This window comes from Alphaproteobacteria bacterium (assembly GCA_019635875.1).
Taxonomy (GTDB): domain Bacteria; phylum Pseudomonadota; class Alphaproteobacteria; order Reyranellales; family Reyranellaceae; genus JAFAZJ01.
In genome coordinates this window covers 369,039-385,964 of sequence record JAHBYP010000004.1, presented here as the reverse complement: position 1 = coordinate 385,964, position 16,926 = coordinate 369,039, and the positions used below count along the sequence as shown (strand labels likewise).

General features: G+C 69.1%; 14 protein-coding genes. 4 read left to right on the top strand and 10 right to left on the bottom strand.

The window, feature by feature from the left end; genetic code table 11:
• Window positions 1-25 precede the first annotated feature (25 nt).
• Complete coding sequence (locus tag KF889_16640) at window positions 26-1,120, top strand: helix-turn-helix domain-containing protein (protein ID MBX3501070.1); 1,095 nt, start codon at window positions 26-28, stop codon at window positions 1,118-1,120.
• 3 nt (window positions 1,121-1,123) lie between these two features.
• Here KF889_16640 and KF889_16635 read toward each other — a convergent pair whose 3' ends face one another.
• Complete coding sequence (locus tag KF889_16635; GenBank protein MBX3501069.1) at window positions 1,124-1,351, bottom strand: hypothetical protein; 228 nt, start codon at window positions 1,349-1,351, stop codon at window positions 1,124-1,126.
• Between the two features lie 266 nt (window positions 1,352-1,617).
• Between KF889_16635 and KF889_16630 the strand changes: the two genes are divergently transcribed.
• The 3 genes from KF889_16630 to KF889_16620 are packed head-to-tail and all read left to right on the top strand — an operon-like array spanning window position 1,618 to window position 6,678.
• Window positions 1,618-2,667 carry a chemotaxis protein CheB gene (locus KF889_16630; GenBank protein MBX3501068.1) on the top strand — a complete coding sequence of 350 codons (1,050 nt, stop codon included), beginning with the start codon at window positions 1,618-1,620 and terminating at the stop codon, window positions 2,665-2,667.
• A gap of 28 nt (window positions 2,668-2,695) precedes the next feature.
• Window positions 2,696-6,226 (top strand): PAS domain-containing protein, encoded by a 3,531-nt coding sequence (locus tag KF889_16625; GenBank protein MBX3501067.1) that lies wholly within the window; start codon window positions 2,696-2,698, stop codon window positions 6,224-6,226.
• A 44-nt stretch (window positions 6,227-6,270) separates the two neighbouring features.
• Window positions 6,271-6,678, top strand: coding sequence for a response regulator (locus tag KF889_16620; protein ID MBX3501066.1), 408 nt, complete (start codon window positions 6,271-6,273; stop codon window positions 6,676-6,678).
• Here the strand turns inward: KF889_16620 and KF889_16615 are convergent.
• From KF889_16615 to ntrC, 9 genes are all read right to left on the bottom strand, one after another.
• Window positions 6,624-7,466, bottom strand: coding sequence for an inositol monophosphatase (locus KF889_16615; protein ID MBX3501065.1), 843 nt, complete (start codon window positions 7,464-7,466; stop codon window positions 6,624-6,626). The two genes, KF889_16620 and KF889_16615, sit on opposite strands and share 55 nt — an antisense overlap.
• A gap of 19 nt (window positions 7,467-7,485) precedes the next feature.
• Window positions 7,486-7,773 carry a co-chaperone GroES gene (gene groES, locus KF889_16610; protein MBX3501064.1) on the bottom strand — a complete coding sequence of 96 codons (288 nt, stop codon included), beginning with the start codon at window positions 7,771-7,773 and terminating at the stop codon, window positions 7,486-7,488.
• Window positions 7,774-8,106: 333 nt separating this feature from the next.
• Entirely contained in the window at window positions 8,107-9,537 is a 1,431-nt protein-coding gene (hflX, locus tag KF889_16605) for a GTPase HflX (GenBank protein MBX3501063.1), read from the bottom strand.
• Window positions 9,500-9,760, bottom strand: coding sequence for an RNA chaperone Hfq (gene hfq, locus KF889_16600; GenBank protein MBX3501062.1), 261 nt, complete (start codon window positions 9,758-9,760; stop codon window positions 9,500-9,502). The genes hflX and hfq overlap by 38 nt, the downstream gene beginning before the upstream one ends.
• A gap of 121 nt (window positions 9,761-9,881) precedes the next feature.
• Entirely contained in the window at window positions 9,882-10,538 is a 657-nt protein-coding gene (locus KF889_16595; protein MBX3501061.1) for an HAD hydrolase-like protein, read from the bottom strand.
• A complete protein-coding gene (locus KF889_16590) occupies window positions 10,535-11,395 on the bottom strand; it encodes a D-amino-acid transaminase (GenBank protein ID MBX3501060.1) in 861 nt (286 codons plus the stop codon). Before KF889_16590 ends, KF889_16595 begins: the two co-directional genes overlap by 4 nt.
• 176 nt (window positions 11,396-11,571) lie before the next feature.
• A complete protein-coding gene (locus KF889_16585) occupies window positions 11,572-12,972 on the bottom strand; it encodes a sigma-54-dependent Fis family transcriptional regulator (protein MBX3501059.1) in 1,401 nt (466 codons plus the stop codon).
• 34 nt (window positions 12,973-13,006) lie between these two features.
• The gene (locus tag KF889_16580) at window positions 13,007-15,262 is read right to left on the bottom strand and encodes a PAS domain-containing sensor histidine kinase (protein ID MBX3501058.1); all 2,256 of its coding nucleotides are present in this window, start codon (window positions 15,260-15,262) and stop codon (window positions 13,007-13,009) included.
• Between the two features lie 175 nt (window positions 15,263-15,437).
• Complete coding sequence (gene ntrC, locus KF889_16575) at window positions 15,438-16,925, bottom strand: nitrogen regulation protein NR(I) (protein MBX3501057.1); 1,488 nt, start codon at window positions 16,923-16,925, stop codon at window positions 15,438-15,440.
• Between the last annotated feature and the right edge of the window lies 1 nt (window position 16,926).

Sequence of the window (16,926 nt, the reverse complement as noted above, 5' to 3'; positions counted from 1 at the left end):
TCTGAAGAGGCGTCATAGCTGATGCGTGAACACGTCCGCTCCGCACCTTGTCCCGCGGTCGGTTCGGCCTGCGGTACCCCGCGTCCTGGTCGTCGAGGACAACCACCTGGCGGCCGAAGGCATTTGCGACCTCGTGCGCGACCACGGATTCGAGGTCGCCGCCATGGTCGGCACCCTGGACAAAGCGCTGGCCGCGGCGCGCCACGGCGCGCTCGATGGGGCAGTGCTGGACATCAACCTGCACGGCGTTAACAGCTTCCCGGTCTGCTCGCTGCTGCAACAGCGCGGCATCCCCTTCCTCTTCGTCACCGGCTACCCCGATACCGCGCTGCCGCCGGAGCTGCGCGCCAGCGACCTCCTGGCCAAGCCGGTCGAGCCGTCGACGTTCCGCCTGGCGCTCGACACGATGATCGCCGGAACCTCGACACGCACCGGCAACCTTCTGCTCGACACTCTGCCGCTGGCCGACCGGCTGGAGCTGACGCCCCTGCTGAAGCCGGTGGCGCTGATCCCCGGCCGGCTGATCGATTCGCGCCAGCACCGCAGCGCCTCGGTCGTCTTCCCCACCGGAGGACTGGTTTCGCTGACCGGGGAGGCGCTGGGCCGTACGATCGAAATCGGCCTGACCGGCTTCGAAGGCGCCACCGGCCTGACGTCGCTGCTCGGCACGCCGCCGGCCTTCGATGCGCGGGTCGACGTCGAGGGCAGTGGCTATCGCCTCGATGCGCGGCTTCTCGAGCGACGCCTGCTGGCCAGCGACGCGTTCGGCCGGCACATGCTGGCGTACAGCCACGCGCTGCTCGCCCAAGTCACGCAATCGGCGATCGCCCACGGCCACGGCACGGTCGCGCAGCGCGTGGCGCGCCGTCTGCTGATGGCCCAGGACCGCCTGCGCGCGTCGCGGCTGGTGATGACCCACGAGTCGCTGGCATTGGCCCTGGGCGTGCGTCGCGCCAGCGTCACCATTGCCCTGCAGGTGCTCGAGGGCGAAGGATTCATCCGGGCCACGCGCAAATCGGTGCAGATCGTCGATCGCGACCGCCTGGTCCGCTCGGTCGAGGGAATCTACCAGCCGCTGCCGGCGGAGATCAGCGGTGCGTCTCCCCGAGCCGCGGAGTGACTGTCAGGAGCAGGGTACGGTCGCGGGCACGACGTCGCCATAGGTCAGGCTCGCTAGTCGCCTGAGATAGTCGCGCCCGCGGGCGGTGATGCGACAGCCGGCCGGCGTCTCGTCGATCAATCTGTAGAACGACAGCCAGTACCGGCTGACCTGGTCAATGTCCGCGCCGCCCGCTTCAATCGCGCGCAGCGCGGCATGGTCGCCGGTGCTGAGGCGTGGTGTGCCGGCCATGATGACGCCTCCTTCCTGAGGGCGAAAAGCCGGCCACGCCCGTCGGCGGGGCGTGGCCGGTCGCTCGACACGGAGCACGGGCACCGCTCGCCGCGCGTGCGGTCGCCAAGCCTCCGCTCCTGGGGGTACTGCGAAGAAGCCCGAGTCATGCTGGCACCCGCGCCGCGCCCGCGCCAGAGCGCCCGGCAGGTCAGTACCTTGCCGTACGAAGCCGCGGCAACGTGAGCCCGCTGCCGGCGTTGCCCCTGAGCAGCTGAGGACGAGACATGCGGCATCCCGCCGGCATACACGACATTGCGGTCATCGGTGGATCGGCCGGCAGCCTGGAGGTACTGCAGCGCATTGTGGCGAATCTGCCGGAAGACCTGCCGGCGGCGATCTTCGTCGTCGTGCACACCGGTGCCGTGAGCCACCTCGCCCGCATCCTGGACCGAGTGAGTGCCCTGCCTGTCATGGAGGCCGCCAACGGCGCGGTCTTTGAGCCCGGGCACATCTACGTCGCGACGCCTGACCGCCATTTGATGCTGCACGACGATCACATCCTGCTGCGCCGCGGCCCGCGCGAGAACCTGTCACGGCCGGCGATCGACCCGCTGTTCCGCTCGGCCGCCGCCACCTTCGGCAGCCACGTGATCGGTGTGGTGCTGTCCGGCGCCTTGTCCGACGGCACCGCCGGCCTGAAGGCGATCAAGCGTTGCGGCGGCCTGGCCGTGGTGCAGGATCCGGCCGACGCCATGGTGCCGCACATGCCGCAAAGCGCGATGCGCCACGTCGAGATTGATCACGTCGCCGATGCCGATGCCCTGGGCCCGCTGCTGGCGAGGCTGGTGCGGCAGCCCGCCGGGCCGACGCCGGAGATCCCGTTCGACATCAGGCTGGAAACCGCCATCGCGGCACAGGAGTTGGCCGACATGAAAGTCGACGACATGCTGGGTACGCCCTCGCGCTTCACCTGTCCCGAATGCCACGGCGCTTTGTGGGAGATCGAGGACAACGGCATGCTTCGATATCGCTGCCATGTCGGGCACGCCTACAACGCCGATACGGTGCTGAGCTCGCAGGGCGCCGAGGCCGACCGCCTTCTCGGCACGCTGCTTCGCTCGCACCAGGAGCGCGCCGCGCTGGCCCGGCGCATGTCCGCCCACGAGCGCGAGCAGGGCCGCGACGGGCTCGCCGATCACCTGGCCGAGCGTGCCCTGGACTACAGCCGCGATGTTCAGCTCATCATGGAACTGATGCGCGATGGCGGTGGGACCGCCGAAATGCTACCCAGTGCCCAGAGCGGGGGCACCACGCGCGATGAGCAGGAAGCCTAGGACCACGGAGGCCGCGGACCATCAGCCGGTGGTCAATCTCCCGGTCGTCGGCATCGGCGCCTCGGCCGGCGGCATCGGCGCCCTCGAGGCGCTGCTGCCGATCCTCAAGCCGGACAGCGGCATCGCCTACGTCATCGTCCAGCACCTCGATCCGTCGCACGCCAGCGTCCTGCCCGGCCTGCTCGATCGCACCGCGGACCTGCCGGTGGTCGAGGCAGGCGATGGCATGAGCATCGAGCCGGATCACATCTACATCATCCCGCCCAACAAGACGCTGACCATCGCCGACGACCGCCTGCATCTTGGACCGGTGACCGAGCAGCGCGGCTTGCGCACGCCGATCGATGCGTTCCTGCTGTCGCTGGCGGCCGCCAAGGGCGAGAACGCCGCCTGCGTCATCCTTTCGGGCACCGGCAGCGACGGCACCATCGGCCTGCGCGCGATCAAGGAGCATGGCGGCCTGACCCTCGCCCAGGACGGCGCTGAGTACGACGGCATGATGCGCAGCGCCGTGCGCACGGGCATGGTCGACTTCGTCCTGCCGATCGACGAGATCGCGGCCAAGCTCACCGACTACTTCCAGCACCTCACGCGCATCGATGGCCGCAAAGGCCCCGATGGCGTCCTGCAGGAGACCGTCGACCACCTTTCGCAGATCACCACTCTGCTGCGCCTGCGCACCGGGCACGACTTCACCGGCTACAAGGACAAGACAGTGGCGCGCCGCGTGCAGCGGCGCATGCAGGTACTGCAGATCGATCAGATCCCCGAGTTCATCGAGCGCCTGCGCAAGGAGCCGCAGGAGCTCGACGCGCTGTTGCAGGACCTGCTGATCGGTGTCACCAACTTCTTCCGCGACCCGGCTGCCTTCGAGGCTCTGGAGCGCGAGGTCATTGCGGCGCTGTTCCACGGCAAGGGGCCGGACGATTCCGTGCGCGTCTGGGTGCCCGGCTGCTCGACCGGCGAGGAGGCCTACTCCATCGCCATCCTGCTGCGCGAACACATGCCCAAGACGCAGGCCGCGCCCAGGCTGCAGATCTTCGCCAGCGACATCGACGAGCAGTCGCTGCAGATCGCGCGCGTCGGCCGCTACCCCTCGACGATCGCACGCGACGTCTCGCCAGCGCGGCTGGAACGGCATTTCGTGCGCGAGGACGGCAGCTACCGCATCGCCAGCGACCTGCGCGAAATCTGCCTGTTCTCGGCGCACAACCTGCTGCGTGACGCGCCGTTCTCCAAGCTCGACCTCGTCAGCTGCCGCAACCTGCTGATCTACCTGACGCCCGATCTGCAGAACCGGCTGATTCCCCTGTTCCACTACGCGCTCAACGATCCCGGCTTCCTGTTCCTCGGCACGTCGGAGAATGTCACGCGTCATTCGCGGATGTTCTCGACCGTCGACAAGACGCACCGCATCTTCCGCCGGCGCCCGCAGATCGACCGCCGGCTGCCCGAGTTCCCGCTGACCACGCCGGACATCGCGCGCCGGCGCCTCGCGCCCGGCGACCGCGTACAGGTCGCGCAGGAGCCGATCCAGACCCTGGCTGAGCGGCAGCTCCTGGAGCGCTTTGCGCCGGCCTACGTCGTGATCAACGCCGACGGTGACCTGCTGCACGGCTCGGCGCGCACCGGCAAGTACCTGGAGCTGGCGCCGGGCGCGCCGCGTATCGACATCTTCAGCATGGCGCGCCAGGGCCTGCGGCCGGACCTGCGCGCCGCGGTGCACAAGGCGGTCAGCACCGGCCAGACCGTGACCCAGCGCAATGTCGCGGTCGGCACCAATGGCGGTCGCCAGTCGCTCGACCTGATCATTCACCCGATCCGGCCCGGGCCTGCCCACGATCCGCTCTTCATGGTGATCTTCCAGGACGTCGGCGGCATCAAGACCGCGGCGGAGGAAGAGCTGTCGGTGGCGGGCGAAGACCTGGAAAGCGCCGGCCTGCGCCAGATCGAGCAGGAGCTTCGCGCCACCAAGGAGCGCCTGCAGACCACCACCGAGGAGCTGGAATCCTCCAACGAGGAGCTGAAGTCGGGCAACGAGGAGCTGTCCTCGATGAACGAGGAGCTGCAGTCCGCCAACGAGGAGCTCGAGACCTCCAAGGAGGAACTGCAGTCGATCAACGAGGAGCTGCAGACCGTCAACGCCGAGCTCAACGCACGCGTCGACGAGCTAAGCCGGGCGAACTCCGACGTCGCCAACCTGCTGGAGAGCACGCAGATAGCCACCATCTTTCTCGACCGCAACCTATCGGTGAAGAACTTCACCCCCGCGGCCAAGGATCTCTTCCGCCTGGTCGAGAGCGACACGGGCCGGCCGATCACGCATGTGCGCGCCCGCTTCGAGCTCGACTCGGTGCAGGAGGACGCCGAGCGCGTGATGCGCACACTGGCGACCATCGAGCGGCAGGTCCAGAGCACCCACAACGACACGCGCTACGTGATGCGGATGATGCCCTATCGAACCGTCGACAACGTCATCGGCGGCGTGGTGATCACCTTCATGGACGTCACCAGAATCACCGCCGCCGAGGCGCGCATCGGCGAGCTCACCACCGACCTTCGCAATCGGGTGCAGAGCCTTGAGACCCTGCTCAACCTGCTGCCGGTCGGCATCCTGATCATGGAGGACAACCGCAGCGAGCGCGTGCGCGTCAACCGCTACGGCGCCCACCTGCTGGGCCAGAATGGCGAGGACTTCGAGGCCGGCGGGCCGCGGCCGGTGACGACGGCGCTGCGTGTGTTCGAGGGCGACCGCGAGCTGAGGCCCGCCGAGCATCCGCTGCAGCGCGCGGCGCAATCGGGCCAGGCGGTGCCCGGCTTCGAGGGCCACCTGGTGCGCGCCGACGGCAGCCGGGTCGACGTCATGATGTCGGCGACTCCGCTGTTCGGCGAGGCCGGCCAGGTGCGCGGCGGAATCGCCGCGCTCGTCGACATCTCGGAGCGCAAGGCGGCGGAGGCGCATCAGCGAGTACTGCTCTACGAGCTGCAGCACCGGGTGAAGAACATCATCACCACGATCGGCGCGCTCGCCTCGCGCATGATGAAGAGCAGCGAGTCGCTGACCGATTTCTCGGAAGCCTTCCTCGGCCGGCTGCGCGCGATGGCGTCGACGCACGACCTGCTGTCGCGCACCAACTGGACCGGCGCCAGCCTGCGCGCGGTGATCGGCACGGCGCTGCAAGGCCATGTCGAGAAGGACAGCGCCGATGTCGCCTTGCACGGCACCGATCTGCGCCTGACGCCCGGCGCGGCCGCGACCTTGGGCATGGTGTTCTACGAACTGGCGACCAACGCGGCCAAGTACGGCAGCCTGTCGAAGAACGGCGGTCGCGTCGATGTCGCGTGGCGCCCGGTCGACGCGAATGGCAGCATGACGCTCAGCTGGACGGAAAGCGATGGGCCGCCTGTGAACGGCCCGCTGGTCGACGGCTTCGGCACGGTTTTCGTGAAGCGCAGTGTCGAATTCGAGCTTCAGGGCACGGCGAGCATGGAGCCTTCCAGCACCGGTGTGCGTTGGAGCATCGAGTTTCCCGCCAAGGGCAACATCCAGGGCAACTGACCTGCGGGGAGGGCGCAATGAGCCCGCCACCCGAACTGCGTGGACTGCGCATCCTGGTCGTCGAGGACAACTTCCTCGTCTCCGAGACGATCCGCGAGCTGTTCGAGGAATGCGGCTGCCAGGTTGTCGGCCCCGTCGGGCGCGTGGACCAGGCGATGCAACGCGCTGAAGAGGGTGCCCTCGATGGCGCCGTCCTCGATATCAATCTCGCCGGTGAGCTTTGCTTCCCGCTGGCCCGGCGGCTGCTCGACACAGGCGTGCCGATCATGTTCCTGACGGGCTACGGCGAGGCCGAGCTGATTCCGCCGGAGTTCCGTAATGCGCCGCGCCTCGCCAAGCCGTTCGACGGGCCAGAGGTCGTCCGGGCCGCCGCCCTGCACTTCGTGCCCGATGCGGATCAGGACGAGCCGCGATCGAGCAGCGGCGCCGGCGCCCCCAGCAGCAATTCGTAGAGCTCGACCCAGCGCTTCTCGTCGGGCGCCGTGAGGATGCCGGCGCTATCGGGCTGGGTCGGGTGATAGGGCTTGCCGTCGTGACGGTTGGCCAGCCCGCCTGCCTCGCGCAGCAGCAGGGTGCCGGCGGCATGATCCCAGGCGCGCGTGCGGCGATAGAGCGAGAAATGCGCCTGGCCGGCGAGGATCTCGAGATACTCGATGCCGGCGCAGGCCAGCGTCGAGAGCCCGCCGAACTGGCGCCTGGCGCCGCCGCGCATGCTGCGCTCGACCTCGCGCTTGATCTTGTAGCCGACGAAGCCATGCGCGTCGCGCAGGGGGCCGGTCGCCGGCAACTCCATGCGCACGCCATCGATCGTTGCCCCGCCGCCCAGCGTGGCGATCGCCATGCGCCCGCGCACCGGCTCGTAGATCCAGCCGGCGACGGTCTCGCCGCCGCGTACCAGGGCCACGATCATGGCGAAGCGCTCGATGCCCTTGGAGAAGTTCGACGTGCCGTCGAGCGGATCGACGATCCACGCGGCCTCGGCCTCGGCGATGTGCGAGATCAGCCCGGCCTCGGCGGCGACCGCCTCCTCGCCCACGACGGGCGCGCCGCGCAGGATCTTCGACAGCCCGCTGGCGAGACGCTGCTCGCTGGCAACGTCGGCCACGGTCACCAGGTCGCCCGGCGCCTTCTCGCGGATGTCGCCTTCCTGAAGACGACGAAAGCGCGACAGCAGTTCCGCCGTCGCGCTCTCCTTCATGAGTTCGGCGACGTTCTCGATATCGCCGTCGCGCAGCGTCATGTCATTCGGCGTCGGCGGCTCAGCCGACCACGCCCATGATGTCGCTTTCCTTGAGGATCACGTAGTCGACGCCGCCGAGCTTGACCTCGGTGCCCGACCACTTGCCGTACATCACCACGTCGCCGACCTTGACGTCGAGCGGCTGCAGGCGGCCGTCCTCGAGGCGCGCGCCCTTGCCGGCGGCGACCACCTTGCCCTGCTGCGGCTTCTCCTGGGCGGTGTCGGGAATGATGATGCCGCCCTTGGTCTTGGTCTCGGCATCGGTCGGCTGGATCAGGACACGATCGTGCAAGGGCTTGAGTTTCATCGGTTTTCCCCGGAGTGACTGAATGGCGTTCCGGGCGCGGTTTTAGGAACCGGCCCGTCTCTCGTCAACCCGTCTCACGTCCGGACGATCGGTTCGATCTTACCTTCCCCCGGAGGGGGAAAGGTGGCGCGCAGCGCCGGATGGGGGATGTCGAAGACGGACTCCTCAGTTCGTCTTCGACATCCCCCTTCCGCCCTTCGGGCACCTTCCCCCTCCGGGGGAAGGGTGATCGCGTATCCAACCGGGAGCGGCTTCAAGGTGTTTGGGCCGCGTCGCTCCAGCGACGCATCATGAGCGCCGCTGGAGCGGCGCGGCCCGAAGACAGTCGTCAAATCAGACGTCGCGGCCCAGGCGGTGTGCCAGGCGGGCGCGGGTCTCGGCGTCCATCGCCACGGTGAAGACGGCGCGGTCGTCGAGCTCGTGGCGCGCGCGCACGTCGCCGTGGCGGTAGAGCCAGGCGATGGTGGCGCCGTCGGCCAGCGGCAGCTCGACCTCTATCGGCGCGGCGGCGGCGGCCAGACGCTCCGCAATGGCCTCGAGCAGCGTATCGACGCCCTCGCCCGTCGCCGCCGAGATCGGGAACACCGACCGCCGGTCTCGGCCGGTCGAGGACACGGTCTCCAGGCGCAGGCGATCGGCCATCGGCAGCAGGTCGATCTTGTTGAGCGCCTCGATCATGTCGCCCTCGGCGATGCGTTCCTCGAGGCCAAGCTCGCGCAGCACCGACTCGACATCGTGGCGCTGGCGCTCGCTGTCCTCGTGCGCGACGTCGCGCACATGCACGATCAGGTCGGCCTCGATCACCTCCTCCAGCGTGGCGCGGAATGCGGCGACCAGGCTGGTCGGCAGGTCGGCGATGAAGCCCACCGTGTCGGACAGCACGGCGCGCTGCCCGTTGGGCAGGCGGATCGAGCGCATCGTCGGATCGAGCGTGGCGAACAGCAGGTCCTTGGCGAAGACGTCGGACCGGGCGATGCGGTTGAACAACGTCGACTTGCCGGCGTTGGTGTAGCCGACCAGCGCCACGGTCGGGATCGCGCCCTTCTTCCGGCCGGCGCGATGCAGGCCGCGCGTCTGCTTGACCTTCGCCAGGTCGCGCTTGATGTGCAGGATGCGTGCCTCGATCATGCGGCGATCGAGCTCGAGCTGCGACTCGCCGGGACCGCCGAGGAAGCCGAAGCCGCCGCGCTGGCGTTCGAGGTGGGTCCACGACCGCACCAGCCGGCTGCGCTGGTAGTCGAGCGAGGCCAGCTCGACCTGCAGGCGGCCTTCATGCGTGCGGGCGCGCGCGCCGAAGATCTCGAGGATCAGGCCGGTGCGGTCGATGACCTTGCAGTTCCACGCCTTCTCGAGGTTACGCTGCTGCACCGGGCTGAGCCGGGTGTCGACGATGGCGACCTTGATGTGCTGCTCGGCGATGGCGTCCTTGAGGCGCTCGACCGCGCCGCGGCCCAGCAGGGTCGCCGGCACCGGCTGGCGCAGCGCCAGCGTCTGCGCGATGCGCACGTCGAGGTCGATGGCGCGCGCCAGGCCGATCGCCTCGGCCAGCACGGCCTGGCTGCCGCGCGCCGCCGGCTGATCGCCGCCGCTCGCGCGTTCGTGCGCCAGCGGACAGATGACGGCGGCCAGTATCGGGCCGGCCGCGGTGTCCTGCGGTTCGGACACGCGTCGACGGCGCGGCTCTTCCTCGCCGTCGATCAGCGTCTGTTCGGGGATCTCGGCTGGATCAATGATCCGCGGTGGCGGCTGCGGGTGTTTTCTCATTCTCGAACAGCTGGACCGGAGTCACCGGCATGATGGTCGAGATCGCATGCTTGTAGACAAGCTGCGAATGACCGTCGCGACGCAGCAGGACCGAGAAATTGTCGAACCAGGTGACGATGCCCTGGAGCTTCACGCCGTTGACGAGGAAGATCGTGACCGGCGTCTTGGTCTTGCGGATGTGGTTCAGGAACACGTCCTGAACATTTTGTGCTTTTTCCGACACCTTCTTGGCCCCCTTTGGTGGCTGTTGCCGAGCACCGCCATGGTGTCCGGGATGACGCGACACGAGAGCACACGCAAACCGCGTGCCGCCTACTCGTGGGAGATATAGTCCCGGAAACCCCTTACATCAACGCCCGCAGTGCATGAACGTTGCGTGCATAAAGCCGGGGCGGGTACTCCAGAAGTTCCCCGGGACCGGGCTCCTGAGCACGAACCAGCACCGGCACGCAGCCTGTCGCATGGGCGCATTGCAGGTCCACGACGGTATCGCCGATGAACCAGATGGGATCACCCGGCTGCAATCCGGCGCCCGATAACGCGATGGTGACCGGATCGGGCGCCGGCTTGTCGCGCGCGGCATCCGTGGCGCCGACCACCCTGGCGAACAGGGCGTCCCAGCCGAGATGGCCGACCTCGGCGCGCAGCGCGGAACCTGTCTTGTTGCTGACGATGGCGAGATAGACGCCGCGTGCGACAAGCTCGCGCAGCAGCTCGTGGGCGCCGTCGAGCGGCCGCAATGCCGCCAGGTGGCAGGCGTTGAACGTGCCGAAGAAGATCTCGCGCGCTTCCTCCCAGCGCTCGCCGAACAGCTTCGGAAAGACGTCGCGCAGCGAGCCGTGGGCGCGAGAGCGTGTCTCATCCTCGGTCCAGCAGTCCATCTCGAAGGCTGTGAAGACCGAGTTGTAGCATCGCGTGATGGTCGGCCAGGTGTCGACCAGCGTGTTGTCCCAATCGAAAATCACCGCGCGCGGCGGCGGCGGCGGGGCTGCGTCGCTCACAGGAATGACGGTGCCTCCGACACGACGCGGAAATATTCCGCGCGCAGGCGGCGTGCCGTGTCGCCGGGACGGCCCCCGCCCACCGCCTTGCCGTCAATCCTGACGATCGGTGTGACGAAGGAGGTGGCGCTGGTCATGAACGCCTCGCGCGCCTGCTGCGCCTCGGCGACGGTGAAGGGGCGTTCGGTCAATTTGAGCTGCAGCGCGGCGGCGACCCTGGCCACGGTACCCCGGGTGATGCCGGCCAGGATGTCGTTGCCCAGCGGCCGCGTCACCAGCTCGCCGCCCGATGTGACGATCCAGGCGTTGCTCGACGTGCCTTCGGTGACTAAGCCGTTCTCGTCGACCTGCCAGGCCTCGAAGGCACCGTTCTCGCGCGCCTGCTGCTTGCCCAGCGCGCCGCCCAGCAGGCCGGTGGTCTTGATGTCGACGCGCTTCCAGCGCAGGTCGGGCGTGGTGATGACGGCGACGCCGGGGCCGGTATCGGGCGACGGTGCCGGCGTATGCCGGGATGTGACGACCAGCGCCGGCCTGGTGTCCTTGGGAAAGCCGTAGTCGCGCCGCGCCACGCCGCGCGAGACCTGGAAGTAGACCAGGCCATGGCGCACGAGATTGCGCCGCGCCACCTCGCGCAACACGAACTTCAGCGCCTTGCGATCGATCGGCCAGGCGATGCGCAGCTCGTTGAGCGAACGACCGAGACGATCGAGATGCGGGTCCTCGTCGAGGAAGCGGCCATCGGCGATGCCGATCACCTCGTAGACCGCGTCGGCGAACTGATAGCCGCGGTCCTCGATATGCACCTGCGCGTCGCGGTGCGGCACGTAGCGTCCATTGACGTAAGCGATACGCGACATGAACTCCCCTCTCATTCCTTCTCCCCGCGAAGGCGGGGAGAAGGTGCCGAGCGCCAGCGAGGCGGATGAGGGGCTTCCTCGCGCAACGACCTCGATCGCCGTTGTCGAGACGGCGAGAAGCCCCTCATCCGCCCTTCGGGCACCTTCTCCCCGCCTTCGCGAGGAGAAGGAAAACGCTAGCCGCCGCGCTCGTCGCCGTGCACGCCCAGCGACTTGAGCTTGCGATGCAGCGCCGAGCGCTCCATGCCGACGAAGGCGGCGGTGCGCGAAATGTTGCCGCCGAAGCGCGTCACCTGGGCCATCAGGTACTCGCGCTCGAAGACCTCGCGCGCCTCGCGCAGCGGCAGCTGCATGATCTCGCCGCCCTTCTCCCAGCGCAGCACGGAGGGCGAGATGTCGCCGAAATCGGCCGGCAGCATGTCGGCGCGCAGCGGCGCTGTGCCGTCGGAAGGCGCCACGATCAGCAGATGCTCGACGACGTTGCGCAGCTGGCGCACGTTGCCGGGCCAGTCGTAGCTCTGCAGGGCGGCGATGGCGTCCTCGCCCACCGGTCGCGCCGGCAGTCCGGCGGCGGCCGCGACGCGCTGCACGAGGTGGTTGGCGAGCTCCGGAATGTCGTCGCGCCGCTCGGCCAGCGACGGCACGCGCATCGGCACGACGTTGAGGCGGTAGAACAGGTCCTCGCGGAAGCGGCCGGCGGCGATGTCGGGCTGCAGGTCGTGCGTCGTCGAGGCGATCACGCGCACGTCGACCTCGACGCGCGACTTGCCGCCGTCGCGGAAGAACGCCTGCTCCTGCAGGACGCGGATCACCTTTCCCTGGGTCGAGGCCGGCAATTCGCCGACCTCATCGAGCAGCAGGGTGCCGCCATGCGCCTGCTCGAAGGCGCCGAACACGGCCACGCCGTCGCCACCGTTCTCGCCGTCGCCGTTCTCGCTGCCGAACAGCTCCATCTCGAGCCGCTCGGTCGAGAAGGCCGCGCAGTTGACGGTGACGAACGGCCCGCCCGCGCGCTTGGATGCCCGGTGCATCAGGCGTGCGACCAGTTCCTTGCCCGAGCCCGGCGGACCGCTCAGCAGCACGCGGCTGCCGGTGGACGCCACGCGCTCGATCGCCGCGCGCAGCTGGCCCATCGCCGCCGAGTTGCCGATCAGGGTCTCCTCGCCGCCGGCGCGCTTGAGCAGGGCGGCGTTCTCGGCACGCAGGGTTGCGGTCTCGATGGCGCGCTGCACGACCAGCAGAAGACGGTCGGACTTGAACGGCTTTTCGATGAAGTCGTAGGCCGCCGACTTGATGGCGGCGACGGCGGTGTCGATCGTGCCATGGCCGCTGATCATGACGACGGGCACGCTGGGATCGTCGCGCTTGATGATCTTCAGCACTTCGAGCCCGTCGTGCTCGCTGCCCTGAAGCCAGACGTCGAGGATCACCAGCGCCGGCCGGCGCAGGCGGAACGCCTCGACCGCCTCGCGGCTGTCATGCGCACGGCGCGTGGCGTAGCCCTCGTCCTCCAGGATGCCCGATATCAGCGTGCAGATGTCGCGTTCGTCGTCGACGATGAGGATTTCATGGGCCATGGCGGCGGGGATCGGGGGCTCGAGCTACAGGCTATCAGGCGGACGCGGCGGTGGCGGCCGGGCGAGCCTGTTCAGCGGCGCGATGGAATAGCAAAGAGATCCGTGCTCCGCCACCCTCGCAATCGTCGAGCAGCAGTGCGCCGCCGTGGTCCTCCATGATCTTCTTGACGATCGCCAGCCCCAGGCCGGTGCCCTTGCTTCGCGTGGTGACATAGGGTTCCGTCAACCGCTCGCGGCCCTCGCGCGGCAGGCCCTTGCCGTTGTCCTCGATCACCACGCGCAACTCGCCGCCGCGATCGAGCAGCCGCAGCTGGATCCGGCCCGGCGGAAGCTTGCCGCCGTCTGACGGCGGATCGCGTCCCTCGATCGCCTCTCCGGCGTTCTTCAGCAGGTTGGTCAGCGCCTGGCCGATCTGACGTCGGTCGCAGACCACGATCGGCGGCGCCTCGGGCAGCTCGGCGATGAACTCGATCTGCGGCTGGGCGGTGCGCTGCAGGAACAGCGCCTGCTGGCAGAGTTCCTTGAGGTCCTCCCTGGCGAGCGTCGGCCTGGGCATGCGGGCGAAGGACGAGAACTCGTCGACCATGCGGCCGATGTCGCCGACTTGGCGCACGATGGTGTCGGTGCAGATGGTGAAGGTGTCGGGATCGTCGGTGATCTGGCGCAGGTACTTGCGCTTGAGCCGCTCGGCGGAGAGCTGGATCGGGGTAAGCGGGTTCTTGATCTCGTGCGCGATGCGCCGCGCCACATCGGCCCAGGCGGCCATCCGCTGGGCCGCCATGAGGTCACTCACGTCGTCGAAGGTCACGACATTGCCGCGCAGCCCGTCCTCGCCCCGCTCGGTCGAGATGCGCACCAGCAGGGTGCGCGACACACCGTCGCGGCGGATGTCGATCTGCCGCTGATAGGCGCGCTCGGGCCGGGCACGTGCCTGCTCCAGCGCGTCGTCGAGCTCGGGAAGGACGTCGAGCAGCCGGCGGCCCTCGATCTGGTCGGACGGCAGGCCCAGCAGGTCGGCGGAGGAACGATTGGCGCGCAGCACTTCGCCGGCGGTGCCGATGCTCAGCACGCCGGCGGAGACGCCCGAGAGGATCGCCTCGGTGAGCTGGCGTCGCTCGTCGAGCTGGCGGTTGGCGTCGACCAGATCGCGGCGCTGCTCGTCGAGCTGGCGCGTCATGCGGTTGAAGGCGCGCACCAGCCTTCTCAGCTCGTCGTCGGCGCCCTCCTCCGGCACGCGCGCCGAGAGGTCGCCCTTGCGCACCTGGTCGGCCGCCGTCATCAGATTGCCGATCGGCTGCGCCAGGCGCGAGGCAAAGTTCAGAGCCAGCCACACCGCCGACAGCAGCATCAGCGCTGCAATCACGGCGTAGACCGCGAACACCCTGAGCTGGTTGTCGATCGAGTTGCTCTCGAGCTGGGTCAGGAAGGCATCGGCGCGTGCGATCTGGTCGACGTGGAACCACAGGCCGGGATCGACATTGTGGCCGGTCACCAGGAACAGGTTGCCGCCGGTGAAGAGGTGCAGCACGACGTAGACGCCGGTCTGCCGCAACTCGACCAGCGGTCCCGCCTCGGCCGCGGCCCTGGCCAGCGACGAGGATGGCGGCACGTAGGACGGCGCGGGCCGGCCGGCGATCAGGCCGATCGAGGCGATGGTCTGGCCCGAGGAATCGACGATCACCGCGTCCAACAGCGTCGGCGAGCCCGGTGCCAGCCGCGCCAGCGTCGCCGGCGCGCGTTCGCTGTCGCCCACGGTATCGGGGCCGAGCAGCTGCAGCGCGCTCGACAGGCGCTCGACATCGGTCAGCACGGCGGCGCGCTGCGGCTCCAGCGCCGAGTTGCCGAGCAGGCGGGCGCTGTCCATGCCGCGCGCGATGCGCTCGTTGACGAACTCCTGCAGGCCGATCGAGAGCCAGTAGCCCGAGACCATGGCGACGACGAAGGTCGGCACCACGGCGAACAGGCCGAACAGCAGCACCATGCGCACATGCAGGCGCGCGCCGGCGGCGCCGCGGCGCTGCTCCAGCAGGGCGCGTACCACGCGCGCGCCGACCACCGCGGCCAGCCCGATGGCGATGACGACGTCCGCCGCCAGCAGGCCGCCGACGAACCAGCGATTGGCGAAGGTCATCGGCAGCAGGCCGCCGAAGGCGGCGTAGGTCAGCGCGCCGGCGATCATCGCCAGCACGACCAGCGCCAGGGCCGCGGCGCGGCCGGTGAACAGCTGCCCGAAGCGCGCCAGCCAGACGATCAGGGGACGCTCCGGAACGGAGGCCGATGGAACGCTCATCGCACCGCAAGTCTTGGGCGGCGCACGGCGCGCCGGCCGGGGACTCTCAATCTACCGCAGCCCCGCCCCCGCTGGCTATCTCGCGGTCCTCGCCATCTCCCGGAGGGGGACGGGCTGTTGCGCGCTTCCCTTCTCCCTGCGAAGGCGGGGGAGAAGGGAAGACGGGGGAAGATCGCTACCGCGGGCTGCGCACCACCTGGACGTCGAGCTCGCGGATCTTCTTGCGCAGGGTGTTGCGGTTCAGCCCCAGCAATTGCGCCGCCTTGACCTGGTTGCCGCGGGTCGCGCCCAGGGTCAGGGCGAGCAGCGGCCGCTCCATGTCGGCGAGGATGCGGTCGTACAGGCCGTTGGGCGGCAGGCTTTCCTTGTGGGCGGCGAAGTAGTCGCGCAGGTGGCGCTCGACCGCCTCGCTCAGGGTCTCGACGCTCGACGACACGGTCGGGACCGCGCCGTTGGCCGCCTGGGCCGCCGCCTGTGCGGGCACGCTGACCTGCTCGGCGAGCTCGGCCTCGATGATGTCGACGGTGATGATCTCCTGCGAGTAGAGCGCCGCCAGGCGACGCACCAGGTTCTCCAGCTCGCGCACGTTGCCGGGCCAGCGATAGGCCTTCATCAGCGCCAGCGCCTCGGGCGCCAGCACCTTTTCCGGCAGGCCGTCGGCGGCGGCCTTGCGCAGGTAGTGATGCGCCAGCTCGGCGATGTCCTCGGGCTTGTCGCGCAGGGGTGGCAGGCGGATCGGCACGACGTTGAGCCGGTAGAATAGATCCTCGCGGAACAGGCCCTGCTGGATCAGGCGGCGCAGGTCCTGATGCGTCGCCGCGACGATTCGGGCGTTGGCGCGGATCGGCTGGCGGCCGCCGACCGTGGTGTACTCGCCCTCCTGCAGCACGCGCAGCAGACGGGTCTGCGCCTCGATCGGCATGTCGCCGATCTCGTCGAGGAACAGCGTGCCGCCGGCGGCCTGCTCGAACTTGCCGGCCATGCGCTGGGTGGCGCCGGTGAAGGCGCCGCGCTCGTGGCCGAACAGCTCGCTCTCGATCAGCTCGCGCGGGATCGCCGCCATGTTGATGGCGACGAACGGGCCGCTGCGCCGCTTGCCGTAGTCGTGCAGCGCGCGCGCCACCAGCTCCTTGCCGGTGCCGGACTCACCGGAGATCATCACTGACAGGTCGGTCGACATCAGCCGCGCCAGCGTGCGGTAGATCTCCTGCATCGCCGGCGAGCGGCCGATCAGCGGCAGGCGTTCTCCGTTGGCGTTCTCCGGCAGCTCCGGCTCGCTGCTGCGCACCGGCTGCGTCGCCAGCGCGCGGCCGACGACGGCGACCAGCTCCTTCAGGTCGAACGGCTTGGGCAGGTACTCGAAGGCGCCGCGCTCGGCGGCGCGCACGGCGGTGAGCAGCGTGGTCTGCGCGCTCATGACGATGATGCGCAGGTCGGGCCGCAGCTTGCGGATGCGTGGAATCAGGTCGAGCCCGTTGTCGTCGGGCATCACCACGTCGGTGATCACCAGATCGCCGATGCCGTCCTGGATCCAGCTCCACAGATTGGCGGCATTGCCGGTGCAGCGCACGTCGTAGCCCTGGCGGCCGAGCGCCTGGCTGAGCACCGTGCGGATCGCCCGATCATCGTCGGCGACCAGGATGACGGCGTTGGCGGGGGACATG

Coding starts and splice junctions, on each gene's coding strand:
- KF889_16635 (MBX3501069.1), bottom strand. CDS start 1,351: ATGGCCGGCACACCACGCCTCAGCACCGGCGACCATGCCGCGCTGCGC.
- KF889_16630 (MBX3501068.1), top strand. CDS start 1,618: ATGCGGCATCCCGCCGGCATACACGACATTGCGGTCATCGGTGGATCG.
- KF889_16615 (MBX3501065.1), bottom strand. CDS start 7,466: ATGACGCTGCGCGACGGCGATATCGAGAACGTCGCCGAACTCATGAAG.
- groES (MBX3501064.1), bottom strand. CDS start 7,773: ATGAAACTCAAGCCCTTGCACGATCGTGTCCTGATCCAGCCGACCGAT.
- hflX (MBX3501063.1), bottom strand. CDS start 9,537: ATGAGAAAACACCCGCAGCCGCCACCGCGGATCATTGATCCAGCCGAG.
- KF889_16590 (MBX3501060.1), bottom strand. CDS start 11,395: ATGTCGCGTATCGCTTACGTCAATGGACGCTACGTGCCGCACCGCGAC.
- KF889_16585 (MBX3501059.1), bottom strand. CDS start 12,972: ATGGCCCATGAAATCCTCATCGTCGACGACGAACGCGACATCTGCACG.
- KF889_16580 (MBX3501058.1), bottom strand. CDS start 15,262: ATGAGCGTTCCATCGGCCTCCGTTCCGGAGCGTCCCCTGATCGTCTGG.
- ntrC (MBX3501057.1), bottom strand. CDS start 16,925: ATGTCCCCCGCCAACGCCGTCATCCTGGTCGCCGACGATGATCGGGCG.